Annotated in this window: 9 protein-coding genes and 1 tRNA gene; 4 read left to right on the forward strand and 6 right to left on the reverse strand. The window is 38.8% G+C overall.

The features are described from left to right. The first annotated feature begins 148 nt into the window (after window positions 1-148). Together L877_RS0109065 and L877_RS0109070 are read left to right on the forward strand one after the other, a co-directional pair. Window positions 149-1900 carry an Rqc2 family fibronectin-binding protein gene (locus L877_RS0109065; RefSeq protein ID WP_026835797.1) on the forward strand — a complete coding sequence of 584 codons (1752 nt, stop codon included), beginning with the start codon at window positions 149-151 and terminating at the stop codon, window positions 1898-1900. Continuing rightward, window positions 1893-2738 (forward strand): histidinol-phosphatase HisJ family protein, encoded by an 846-nt coding sequence (locus L877_RS0109070; protein WP_051437781.1) that lies wholly within the window; start codon window positions 1893-1895, stop codon window positions 2736-2738. Before L877_RS0109065 ends, L877_RS0109070 begins: the two co-directional genes overlap by 8 nt. A 52-nt stretch (window positions 2739-2790) precedes the next feature. Here the strand turns inward: L877_RS0109070 and L877_RS14300 are convergent, their stop codons facing one another. The 5 genes from L877_RS14300 to hslO all read right to left on the reverse strand — a co-directional run bounded on the left by L877_RS14300 (window position 2791) and on the right by hslO (window position 10284). Continuing rightward, window positions 2791-5667: a hypothetical protein gene (locus L877_RS14300; protein WP_207637254.1), complete on the reverse strand. Its 2877-nt coding sequence runs from the start codon at window positions 5665-5667 to the stop codon at window positions 2791-2793. A 143-nt stretch (window positions 5668-5810) separates the two neighbouring features. Beyond that, window positions 5811-7766: an NAD-dependent DNA ligase LigA gene (ligA, locus tag L877_RS0109085; RefSeq protein ID WP_026835799.1), complete on the reverse strand. Its 1956-nt coding sequence runs from the start codon at window positions 7764-7766 to the stop codon at window positions 5811-5813. Then, on the reverse strand, window positions 7756-8481 hold the full coding sequence (locus L877_RS0109090; RefSeq protein WP_026835800.1) for a pseudouridine synthase: 726 nt from the start codon (window positions 8479-8481) through the stop codon (window positions 7756-7758). Before L877_RS0109090 ends, ligA begins: the two co-directional genes overlap by 11 nt. A gap of 69 nt (window positions 8482-8550) precedes the next feature. Next, window positions 8551-9318 (reverse strand): hypothetical protein, encoded by a 768-nt coding sequence (locus L877_RS0109095; protein ID WP_026835801.1) that lies wholly within the window; start codon window positions 9316-9318, stop codon window positions 8551-8553. 96 nt (window positions 9319-9414) lie between these two features. Next, window positions 9415-10284 (reverse strand): Hsp33 family molecular chaperone HslO, encoded by an 870-nt coding sequence (hslO, locus tag L877_RS0109100; protein WP_034785505.1) that lies wholly within the window; start codon window positions 10282-10284, stop codon window positions 9415-9417. A 135-nt stretch (window positions 10285-10419) separates the two neighbouring features. Between hslO and L877_RS0109105 the strand changes: the two genes are divergently transcribed. Further along, a tRNA-Arg gene (locus L877_RS0109105) sits at window positions 10420-10492 on the forward strand. On the opposite strand, the gene L877_RS0109110 is transcribed toward L877_RS0109105, so the two are convergent. Further along, window positions 10493-11392, reverse strand: coding sequence for a DUF5688 family protein (locus tag L877_RS0109110; protein ID WP_026835803.1), 900 nt, complete (start codon window positions 11390-11392; stop codon window positions 10493-10495). 167 nt (window positions 11393-11559) lie between these two features. Here L877_RS0109110 and L877_RS0109115 point away from each other — a divergent pair, with 167 nt between their 5' ends. Beyond that, on the forward strand, window positions 11560-13557 hold the full coding sequence (locus L877_RS0109115; protein ID WP_034785507.1) for a right-handed parallel beta-helix repeat-containing protein: 1998 nt from the start codon (window positions 11560-11562) through the stop codon (window positions 13555-13557). Window positions 13558-13562: the final 5 nt, after the last annotated feature.

Here is a 13562-nt window from a genome sequence, read left to right on the forward strand (position 1 = left end):
CGGCCCATAATGCATACAGATTAATTATAGGTTAGATGAGCTCATAAGTCAAGTATTCTATTGTTTTTTTTAGATTTTTTTAGTATAATAAGTATGTTCTTGGGAATATTTTCTCAAAACACAGCATATTTAGAAGGAGATCGTTATTATGGCATTTGACGGATTTACAATATCCTCTATAGTTAATGAATTGAACAACTCTCTCACTGGCGGTCGCATCCAGAAAATCGCTCAGCCGGAACCAGATGAGATTCGAATCAATATCAAAAACAATCGGAAGACCTACAAGCTTGTCCTATCAGCCAATGCTTCTCTTCCGCTAATATACCTTACGGAGACCAACAAAACTTCCCCTCTCACTGCGCCCAATTTCTGCATGCTTCTGAGAAAGAGAATCGGTAGCGCAGAGATTCTTGGCATTAGTCAAGTGGGCCTTGAAAGAGTTATACGCTTTGAACTCGAGTCATATAATGAGTTGGGTGACTTGGTGAGAACAACTCTAATCATAGAGATTATGGGCAAACATAGCAATATTATTTTTGTCGATTCGGATAATCTCATCATTGACAGCATAAAGCATGTCAATGCTCTTATGAGTTCCGTCAGAGAGGTTCTCCCCGGCAGAGAATATTTTACTCCTAACACCAAATCAAAGCTCAATCCTTATGACATCACCCCTGAAATCTGGATGGGAACTGTAATCAATCAGCCTTCAAGTGTCGCCAAGGGACTTTGCAACAAACTAGCCGGTTTCAGCATGTCCTTCGCGCATGAAGTGACTTATAGGGCCGGAATCGACGGTGACATGTCAATGTCAAGTCTAAATGGCAATCAAATCGCCAACCTCAGGGATGTGGTTAGAAAAGTTATGGAAAAATGTTCCGACGGCCAGTTTGCGCCCGAAATAATATATAATTCCAACAATGAACCGGTCGAATTTGCTGCATTTCACCTTGAAAAATATGATTCCTACAAGTCTGTTAAGTATGAATCAGCCAGTAAAATGATAGAAACATTTTACGGAGAAAAGGAGCGTATACAACGTATTCGCCAAAAATCAATCGATCTCAGAAAAAGCATCCAGATTCTCGTCGAGAGAAATGTGAAAAAAAGAGATATTTTGACCAAACAATTCAATGATACTCAAAAAAGAGATAAATACAAAGTATATGGCGAATTAATTCAAACATATGGGTACTCCCTAACCCCAGAGGACAAGGTGCTCACATGTACAAATTATTATGATAATAAGGAGATAAATATTCCAATTGATAATACGCTCTCTCCTATTGACAATGCCAACAAGTATTTCAATAGATACAATAAACTAAAGCGTACATATGATGCCGTATCTGTCCAGTTGGAAGAGACAAATGAGATTCTCGAGCATCTGTACTCTATACAGAATTCAATCGACTTTGCCCGCTCAGAAAGCGATTTAGCACAGATCAAAGAAGAAATCTGGGATAGCGGATATATCAAGCGTAAGCATGTCGGCAAGAAAGACAGAAATAAAGCCAAGAGTAATCCATATCATTACCGTTCCAGCGATGGATATGATATGTATGTTGGCAAAAACAATTACCAAAATGAACATTTGACCTTTAAAGTAGCAACCGGAAATGATTGGTGGTTTCACGCCAAAGGCGCTCCAGGTTCGCATGTCATAGTCATATGTAACAACACTGAGCCGCCAATCAAAACCTTTGAAGAAGCCGCTGCTCTTGCTGCACACTATTCAAAGTCATCTAATGCCGACAAAGTTGAAATTGATTATACTCAAAAAAAACATGTAAAAAAACCAAGTGGCTCAAAACCTGGGTTTGTAATATATCACACCAATTATTCATTAGTTGCGAAATCAGACATCACAGGTATCGAGGAGGTTAAAGATGATTAAATATGATACACATCTTCACTCTAGCTTTTCCACAGATAGCGAGGAAAGCCTAGATAATATAGCCATTTCCGCCATGCAAAAAGGGCTGGAAGGCATAATTATGACTGATCACATGGATATTATATACCCGACCAAATACCACGAAGATTTTGGCGATGGCATACCATTTATATTCGATGTGGACAATTATGTATCCACTTTGGCGGATTTCAAGAAGAAATATTCCAATCTGAGAATACTAACCGGTATGGAATTGGGGCTTCATCCCGATGCAATTGAGAAAAATGTTCTCTTAAGCAACTTGCCGGACTTTGACCAAGTTATAGGTTCAGTTCATGTGGTCGATGAATTTGATCCATATTATCCAGAATATTGGGAAAGTTATGGAGAAGAAAAGGGAATACTTAAGTACTTTGAAACTATTCTTGATAACCTTGAAAACTTGAGCAATATCAGGATAAATACCTTAGGACATATGGATTATGTTGTTAGATATGCTCCAAGCATTACATATGATAGAATTTTAGAACTCTATGATACAAAATCATATATGGAAGTATTTGATGAGATTTTTTCTATCCTGATAGATCGAGAAATTGCACTAGAAGTCAATTCTTCCGCACTAAAAAAAGGATTCCCCCTTCCTAATCCTGCCACAAAAATTATTAAACAATATAAGGACAAGGGTGGAGAACTCCTGACATTTGGCTCAGATGCTCATGCAGCTGAAAATATTGCATTTGGTTTTGATAAATGCGAAGAAATAGCTAAATCTTTGGGATTTAAAGGATATAATATATATGTCTTTGATGAACCTGAATTCCATATATTTGATTAAACTTTAAAGAGGATATTACATAAGTAATATCCTCTTAAATAAATTATTATCTTTAATACTTAAATGAGAGTTTGAAGTATGTACGCTTCTCTCTACCCATCTTGTAAGTAACCTTAGTTGGTACTGTGAGATTATCAAAATCAACTATCTCATCAGAGAATTCCTCAGGAACTTCTGATGATTTGGAATCAGAGTTATCCATATCAGGAATTGGTCTCTGTGGAGGAATTGGATTGTTGTGAATCTTAAATTCCTCAGTCGCAACCGGATCAGCGGTTTCCTCAGTACCATTATTTTCAAGGTCATCAAGCGTTAAGCCAAAGCCTTCTTCTTCAGAATCTTTGCCTCTCTTGCCTCGTTTGCGCTTCTTATCTTCTTGCTCTGAAATCAGATCATCTTCTACCTGAGCAACAGTTGGAGTCTCGACATAGTCTTCCTCGATTGAGAAATTGTCGCCATCGTCAATTCTCTTTGACTGCGATTTAACGATGTCCTCCCAAGAAATGTTGGATCCCTCAACACTTTCAAAAGTAAGAATTGGGATATCATCTTCTGGCATTTCTGTAGATGCAGCTTCTTCTGCAGTTTCTTCCGTAGCTCCTGCTGCAGCTTCTTCTGTAGCTTCTGCTGCAGCTTCTTCTGCAGCTTCTTCTGCAGCTTCTGCTTCATCTGAAAGACTTTCCTCAATATCCTTTTGCAAACCAGACTCTAAGCCGGCATTTGGATACATGTTAGAATTCTTATATAGTCTGTCAGTCTTCTCAACATAAGACATTTCAAGTTCAGCGTCTTTGCCAAGTTCGTCTTCCTCAAGATTGTTAGAATCCGAGCTGACAACAATTCCCTTAGTATTAAGAGCAGCATCACTTGTCTCTGTCTCTAGACCAACATTAAAGTTCAATACAATTTCTTGGTTTTCTTCAGGCACAGCTGGCTCTAGACTCGCATGCATTCCCTCAGATTCTAATCCTGCAGCAAATGCAACTGTGGAATCAATAGCAGCTTCTTCTTCTGTCATATAATCAAGTTCAGACTCACCAGTTTCTGTCTCCAGACCGGCTGAATACTCTATTGTGGCATCGAAGAATCTAAATGTTGCATTGAAGTCGATATCATCACCATCTAAAACACCGTCATAATCTTCGTACTCATCGTCATACTCGTCATCTTCTTCTGAATCAGATACATCGCTTGAAGTTTCTTCAGTAGTTTCTTCCTGAACAGCTTCTTCAGCAACCTCTTCTACTGGTTCATCGGCTACTTCTTCTACAGACTCCTCTGTATTTTCAGTCTCTGTAGGCTCTTCAGTAACTTTTTCCTCTACAGGTTCCTCGACTACTTCTTCAGTTGATTCCTCAGCTGGTTCCTCAGCTGGTTCTTCAATCGACTCCTCGTCAGAATCTGCAGTTTCGATACTCTGCATAGCAGCGGCAACCAATGCATCCATATCATCAGCTGCTGGCGTCTTTGCTGGTATATCCGCATCAATATTAATACTATCATCGATAAACTCTTCTTCAACAGGTTCAACTGGTGTTTCATCGATGTTTAATTCATCTAAATCTAGTCCATCAAACTCCAAATCATCTGCGACTGCTTCAGTTTTTGGCTCTTCGTTTGATATGTCAACAGAATCCATGTCGAAATCAAACATGTCATTGGAAATCTCTGGTTCTTCCGCAAGAGCCTCTGGTTCCTCCGCAACTTCATCTGTTTCAAACACCAAATCATTGACGAGATCAACATTCTCTTCTGGAGTTTCTTCAACAGATTCTTCGACAGCCTCTGTGGCAACCTCTTCCTGAACTTCCTCAACAGGTTCTTCGACAGCCTCTGTGGCAACCTCTTCTTGAACTTCCTCAACAGGTTCTTCGACAGCTTCCGTGGCAACCTCTTCCTGAACTTCTTCAACAGGTTCTTCGACAGCTTCCGTAGCAACCTCTTCCTGAACTTCTTCAACAGGTTCTTCGGTAGTTTCTGTGGCAACCTCTTCAACTGCAGGCTCATTTACAGAAGCTGTATCTTCCTTAATGGCTGCATTCATTCTATCGATATTCTCTGAGACGTTGAGACGCTCTAACAAATTCTTAACATCATCATCTTCAGTTGAAGATGATGTAACTTCAGCCACAAGTCCAGCAACTGCCGCATCCAAAGCAGAGTGATCAATAGGTTCTGGAATTGGTGTTGTTTCTGGTTCAGGAACTGGTTCCGGTTCTGGAACTGGCTCTGGTTCTGGGACTGGCTCCGGTTCTGGGACTGGCTCTGGCTCCGGTTCAGGAACTGGCTCCGGTTCAGGAACTGGCTCTGGTTCTAGCTCCGGTTCAGGAACTGGTTCCGGTTCTGGGACTGGCTCTGGCTCTGGAACTGGTTCCGGCTCAGAAACTGGCTCCGGCTCTGGAACTGGTTCCGGTTCTGGAACTGGCTCTGGCTCTGGAACTGGCTCCGGTTCAGGAACTGGTTCCGGCTCTGGAACTGGTTCTGGCTCTGGGACTGGCTCTGGCTCTGAAACCGACACAAAATCATCCATACCCAATGTTGTATTATTCTCTATTTCCTGATTTGATGTCACAGCATCTACATCCAAAGTTGTGATACTCTCATCAAATGTATTATTAGCATTAGCCGCAGCACTACTTGTGGAGGCTGTCGGTGTAATATCTCCACCCAAAACAAACTCAGAATCTAATCCTGAGCCGGTACCTGAAAATCCAGATTGTGGTGGTCTTGGTGGTGCTTTCTCAATCTTTGTTATTGATCCACCAAGGTTGCCTGCCTTAGCAACATTATTTTGATTTCCCTGGTTGAGGAAATCATCAAGGTCTCCACCGGATATGTCTCTATACTGAGGTTTCTTTTCCACAGGAACATCTTCTTCAACCTTCACAGGTTCTGGTGGTGCAGAGAGATCCATGGTCCATTCAGTCATATTTTCTTCCGATGGTAAATTTATACTACGTTTTTTTCCAAATGCCATTCTTTCAACCCCTAACATAAATCACGTATATACTATATAATACTACAATTTTAGAAAAAAAACAATGATATTTTATAAAAAGACACACACCTACATCAATTTTTTTTAATCAATTGTAAGAATTCTTCTTCACTAATGATTTTCACACCTAAATCCTGTGCTTTTTTATTCTTCGAAGAGCTTGAAGTTGTGTCATTGTTTATAAGATAATCTGTTTTCTTACTAACAGATGAGCTAACTTTACCTCCCAAGCTCTCAATTAATGTTTGACATTCTTTTCTATTGCTGAAAGTATTAAGGCTACCCGTAATTACGAATGTCAATCCCTCAAATCTATTATCATCTATAGCCTCTGGCATAAGGATGTCAAGTTCTGCTTCCAGTCTTTTTACAAGGTCTGCATTTTCTGGATTAGAAAAATATTCAATAAAAGACTCTGCCAATTTGTCTCCTATTCCATCAATAGAGACCAAATCTTCCTTGGTTAATTTTGAAAATTCACTTAGGGCATACGGAAATTTGTTACAAATAAGTTTTGCGACACTTAGTCCTACTCCTTTAATGCCCAAGGAAAATACTGCTGCAGCCAACTGAACTTCTCTGGCATTTTCTATAGAGTCAATAAGATTTTTAAAAGACTTGTCACCAAAACCTTCTAATCCCGTTATCTCTACATGTTCCTTTAACTTGAAAATATCGCAAACATCATGAAGAATTCCCATATTTATAAACTTTACCAAAGTCATCTCAGACAATCCATCAATATTCATTGCATCTCTGCTAACAAAATGCGTGAAAGATTTTATCTTTTTTGCATAACAAGCTTTGTTATTACATAGCAAGAACGATGTGCCATTTTCATTTAAAATAGTCGTATCTTCGCCGCAAACAGGGCATTTGTCTGGGATTGGCAAATTGTCAGAACAGGTTAGGTTCTCTGCAATTTGCGGAATTATCATATTGGCTTTATATACTGTTATATTATCGCCAATGCCCAGCTTCAATTCCTTTACTATACTCAAATTGTGAAGACTTGCCCTCTGTACAGTCGTTCCCTCAAGTTCTACGGGTTCAAATATGGCAACAGGATTAATAAGACCTGTTCTTGATGCGCTCCACTCAACATCCTTAAGGGTTGTCTGGGCAATCTCATCCTTCCACTTGAATGCTATAGAATCCTTTGGAAATTTAGCAGTTCGCCCAAGGCTATTGCTGTATTGAATATTATCATAAGTCAAAACTAGTCCGTCACTCGGAATGTCATATCCCTCTGCTATTTCATGAGAAAACTCTTCTACCTTTGTAGAAAGAGTGCTTCCATCCACCAACTTATATGGTGCCACATCAAATCCAAGAGAAATAATCTTTTCTAGTATTTCTGATTTTTGGTTAAATGTTCCGAAATCCGAATCGGTCTCAATTAAATTATATATATAATAGTTTACATTTCTCTCTTCAACTATCTTATTATTTAATTGCCTAACTGTGCCACTACACAAGTTTCTGGGATTCTTATATTGTTCTTCAATACTTAGACTTTCATTTATGACTTCAAAGTCAGAATATTTTATAAGCGCCTCGCCGCGCACGACCATTCTACCTTTGTAGTTTATCCTGTGAGGAATGTTTTTGAACATTTTAGCATTGTTTGTAATGACTTCACCTATGGTTCCATTTCCTCTTGTAAGAGCCTTGACCAATTGGCCATTCTCATATGTCAATATGACACTTAATCCATCGAGTTTAAGTGAGAGTATTCCGGCATGATCACCTAACCAAGAAGTCAATTCTTCCACACTTTTAGTTTTGTCGAGAGAAAGCATCGGAGCCACATGTTCTTCCTTAGTAAGCTTGCTAAGTGTCTCGTAACCAACATTAACAGTTGGGCTGTTATTCATGGTGATACCAGTTTCCTCCTCTAGTCTTACCAATTCATCATACAACTCATCATACTCATAATTAGACATAACTTCATCTTTGCCCTGGTAATATACCTTGGCTGCGTTGTTTAATATGTCAATTAATTCTAACATTCTTTGATTAGTACTCATTATAAAACTTTTCTCCTCTGGTCAATTCTCTCAATCCATCAATTTCTTCTCGAGTCAACTCCCGCCACTTCCCGGTTTTCAAGTTTTCAAGTTTGATATTCATAATTCGAATACGCTTAAGCTTTTGAACTCGATAACCAAAGTACTCCGCCATGCGGCGAATTTGCCTGTTAAGTCCTTGAGTTAGTATAATCCTATACTTCTTTTCAGATATTCTGTATATCTCACAGGGTCTAGTAATCGTATCAAGTATGGGGACGCCCTTTCTCATGGCATCTAATATATCATCGCCAATTGGTTTGTCGACTTGGACAATATACTCTTTTTCGTGATTATTCCTTGCTCTGAGAATCGCATCCATCAAATCGCCATCGTTAGTTAATAGAATCAAACCCTCAGAATCTTTATCAAGTCTTCCAATGGAAAATATTCGCTTATGGTAATTAACATAATCAATTATATTATTCTTGTCTTTTTTACTAGATGTGCATACAATACCAACCGGCTTGTTAAGGGCTATGACCACCTTATCTTCTTGAATCTCTATGTCTCTTCCGTCAAGAGTAACTCTCTGATCGCCATAAACCTTACTTCCGTTTTCAGATATCTCACCATCTATTCGAACTCTGCCCTCTGATATCAAGAGGTCCGCTTTTCGCCTCGAGCAAACGCCTGCAAGGCTAAGATATTTGTTAATTCTTATTCCTTCATTCATGTCAAAATCCCAAAAATTGTTTCTAAAAAAGGGGAAACACACCCATAAGGCGTTCCCCTTAATAATCATTTACTTTGCAGTTGCAACTGGAGCGCTGGCAGCCGCCTGTGCCGTTGCCTGTGGCGCTGTCTGTGCCGGTGCACTTGCTACCGGGGTCACAGCTGCCGTTGGCTGAACCGGCGTATTAGTAGGTTGAATTGTTGCCGGTGCTGTTGTCGCACCATTGTCTACGATTGACTGGTTGTCCTTATCCATTCTCTCGTATAATTGTTTAAATGCTGAATCCTTGGAAATAGCCTCCTGAAGTTTGTTTGTAACTTCTTCTTTCATTCTGACAACATTCTCATTCTCATCTGCTGCAAGAATAAAGCTTTCTTCGGCCTCATCCAAGGCACTGAGATATATGATATATCTCTCGTCAGAACCCATAGTAACATACAAACCACATAAACATGGACCCAGTGTATCAATATTCTTAAGTTTCATATCATAGCGCACATAAATTCTCATATCTCCATTATCTGGATTTTTGATAATATAGCTCTTGATATTCTTATAATCTTCTACATACTCAGCTTTGGCTACAAGCTTTTCCTGGTTTATCTGATTGATATCACTTACAAGCTCAGCCATCTTCTCCATGTCCACATCTCTCTTGGCCTGAAAATAGTTATTGATAAGTGTGTTGATTGCATCATCATCACATTCATCAAGCTTTGCTACCTCTACGGCCTTTTGCTTGTTAGTTCCAGTTGGAATCAATGCTAGAATAATAAAACATAGAAAGATTGCACCAACTGTTAGTAGAATTATAAGCTTCTTATATTTTAATTTCATGATTTGACCTCACTTTCAAAGAACATCTTAAATTATATCAATTCTTGATATATTTGTCTAGTTTTTTATAAAGCAATTCCCAGAAAAGCCCTAAAACTAGGCATCAATCATATTTTTGATGTCCTCGGGATCAAATCTATAGCTCGTATTGCAAAAATGACAATTCACTTCAACAGGTTCCCCGTCTTCTAGCATATTCTGAAGTTCCTTTTTTCCAAGAGAAATTAATGCATTAGACACTTTCTCTTTGGAACAACCGCATTTAAACTGAGTTTGACACTCATCTGTTATCTTCAAATCGAAGTCACCAAGTATATACTCCAGCATGGATTCAGGAGAATGACCTTTGCTGTATAGCTCTGTGACAGATTCCATGTTCTTGAGCTTTGCCTCTAATCTATCAATTATATCGTCAGGGGTATCAGGCATAAGCTGAATAATATAACCACCACTGTGAGCTACAGTATTATCCTTGTTCATGAGCACACCAAGGGCAACCGATGAAGGAGTCTGCTCAGAAGTTGCAAAGTAATATGTCAAATCTTCTGCTATCTCACTTGACACGAGATGGGTACTTCCATTGTAAGGCTCCCTGAGTCCCATATCTTTGATAACTGTTAGAACACCTAACCCCAAGGCTCCCGCCACATCTAATTTGCCCATAGAATTAGCAGGAAGGGATACATTGGGAACTTTGGGATATCCCTTGACATTCCCCTTGGAGTCCGCAGTTACAGTAATTCCCTGCACTGGTCCGGAGCAATCAATCTTTAATGTCAAGATATCCTTATCTCCTTTCATCATCGTTCCCATCATTGCACCGGCAGACATAAGTCTTCCCAAGGCAGCAGTTATGACAGGACTCGTCTGATGACGATTTTTCGCCTCTTCAACCATATCTCTCGAATAAATAGCAAAACATCTAATCATATCATCCGCAGCTATTCCTCTTACAATCTTATCCATATATATATTCACATCCTCGTAATTTGTTAAAGCTTTTCCTTGTTAAGTATAACGCATACAGGAAATTTATACAATAATTTTTTACTTTACAATATAAAAATGTTTGTATATAATATAAATTGTTGTAATAACAATGCACCAGTGGCTCAATGGATAGAGTACCGGCTTCCGAAGCCGTTGGTTGGGGGTTCGAGTCCCTCCTGGTGCGCTAACCGACTGATAAAAATTTGCGCTTACTTCTACTGTATATATACGGATGATCTGATAATATCTCTTCTTTATCCACAAATTCATCGTTTATATCCCTGATCATATCAGATACAACTTCATAACTTCCACGGTTATTGTCAACCATGACTAACATCTCATGAATACTACTTGGAAGAATTAACAGGTCATCACCTAATCGCTCAGCCAGTTCCTCGATTAAATGATCATAGATAATAGCTGAAGCTCCATATATGCCAAATTCATTGGTCACAACATACATATTAAGCGAATCCTCTTTGGCGCGTTCCACAAGTTCATAATCTTCACCGAGAATCTCAGACATGATACTACCCAATTTTTTTACCTTGGGCGGTAATATCTTCATCGTATTATCCTTGGCAATGGAATATAATTCACCGATAGTAACTTTCCATTTTTCAAGAAGTTTATTATCTACTTTGATTGAATGCATTCCCCTCTTATCTATCTTAACAACAACCAACATGATAATTGCAAAATCCAAAAAAGGGATATATGGAATATCCTTGAGCATCTCTTCGTTGTCATCATAGGAAATCAATTTGTAAATAATTCTATCTCTGCAATTTTCTAGTCTAACATCGAGATTTGTATATTCCTTATCAAAGTCAAGGCTACTATCGTATCTTTGAGAAACTTCCTCACATACTTGTTGAAGCGAAACTTCCCCCTTATCGTACTTTTCATACAGGTCATCAATATAGATGCACGGCGATATACTCACCCCCTCTCTATTGAAAACAATTCCATTGAGTTCAATACCATTGTTCTTCAATGTTGTTGTATCAATAACATCACAGTCCTTAAACCTTTGCTTCATATTTTTCAAAATACAATTAGTAAAATTTTCGATTGTCATTCTTACCTCCAAAATGTTTTTTTTAACTATACCAAAAAAACACATCTAATTAACTGGTAAATTCATGTATTATTTTGTCATTTTAAGGTATGGATATTTAATATTTTTCCTTTATGCTTTATAATATATATTGGACATAATATCAAGAGATTGGGGGAATGATTTTAATGAGTAAGATTTATGTCAATATTAATGCCACTAATGGGGATGGAAGTAAAGAGAAACCATTTAAGTACATTGACGAGGCCGCTAAAATCGCAAAGCCAGGCGATGAAGTTATCGTTGCACCTGGTATTTATAGAGAATACGTCAATCCTATTAATGCAGGAACAAAGGAGGCACCAATTGTCTATAAATCAGAAAAGCCTCTAGAAGCGATAATTACAGGTGCTGAGGCGGTTACAGATTGGGAGCCATATACCGGAAATGTTTGGACTACAACTGTAGATAACGAGTTTTTTGGCGAGTATAACCCATATACTACAGAAGTAGTTGGAGACTGGTATTTCTCTCCTATTATCAGACATGCAGGAGCTGTTTTTATCAATGACTTGATGATGTATGAAACAGTAAATATCCAAGAGTGTATTGATGGCGAGATTGACACTCATTCATGGAAACCAGAGGACTCGAAGTTCAAGTGGTACTGTGAGCAAAAGAACGGACGGACTATTTTCTATGCAAATTTTCAAGGCAAAAATCCTAATGAAGAAAATGTAGAAATCAGCGTCAGACGAAACTGCTTTATGCCAGACAAAAATGGAGTTGATTATATCACGGTTGATGGATTTAATATCCAGAAGGCCGCTACTACCTGGGCTCCTCCTGCAGCTTATCAGGATGGTATGATTGGACCACATTGGAGTATGGGATGGATTATAGAAAATTGCGAAATAAGTAATAGTAGATGTTGCGGTATCTCTCTTGGCAAATACCTGGACCCGGAAAATGACATGTACTTCTTCACAAAGCATGTCAAAAGCCCTACTCAGATGGAGCGAGATGCAGTTTGTCGTGGGCAGTACCATGGTTGGCTCAAGGAAAAAATCGGGCACCATATAATCAGAAATTGTGATGTTCACCACTGCGAGCAAACGGGAATTGTTGGCCGTATGGGCGGAGTATTTTCAACTATTGAAAACTGCCATATTCACGATATTTGCAACAGTCATCAGTTAGGTGGTGCAGAAACGGCGGGAATTAAGCTTCATGCAGCTATAGATGTTACGATTAAGAATAACCATATTCACAATTGTATTATGGGAATATGGCTTGATTGGGAAGCTCAGGGCGCACGTATAACTAACAACCTTCTCCATGACAATACGAGACCTGATGGTGTTGAGCCAACAGACGGTGCAATGTTTAATACAGACATATTTATTGAGGTTGGTCATGGCCCAACTCTCATTGACAACAATCTTCTATTGTCCAAATCAAGTATTGTTATTCCTACCGAGGGTGTCGGATGTGTTCACAACCTTATTCTAGGCGGATTTGGGCTTATCAATTCCGGAGTTGATAGTATCGTAAATGGTCAGCGCGAACCAAGATATACACCATATCACATTCGTCACCGCACAGAAGTTGCCGGTTTCATGACCATACTTCATGGAGATGATAGAATTTACAATAATATTTTTGTGCAAAAGTATCCTGTTACATGTCTTGACAAAACAGCCAAGGATGCGGATTACGAAGTTGTGGGTACCCTTCCATTTGACATATTTCCAACATATGATGAGTGGATATCACAGTTTGACTTTACCAAGAACCCTGACATGGGCAAGCTTGGAGAAGCTCACTTTGGTCATCTTCCTGTATGGATCGAAGGAAATGCGTATTTTAATGGTGCTAAGATTTGCAAAAACGAGACAGAATATTTTGAAAACAAAGATAATACTGTCAAAGTCGAGTTGATTGAAGAAAATGGAAAATATTCTCTCATTACAGATCTTTATGATTTATTAAAGGATTTCAAAGCCAAGCTTATCGACAGTGATATTCTGGGGTGTGCATTTGAGCCGGAACAAAGATTTGAAAACCCAGATGGTTCCGATATAGTATTTGACGTGGATTTCAATGGAGAAAAGAGAGATGCTTCTCCTATTCCTGGACCATTTAGAAACTCAGATTCTGCTAAAAAATTTGTTATTTCTTACTAATAAGA

The organism is Eubacterium xylanophilum ATCC 35991, from assembly GCF_000518685.1.
GTDB lineage: Bacteria > Bacillota > Clostridia > Lachnospirales > Lachnospiraceae > Eubacterium_F > Eubacterium_F xylanophilum.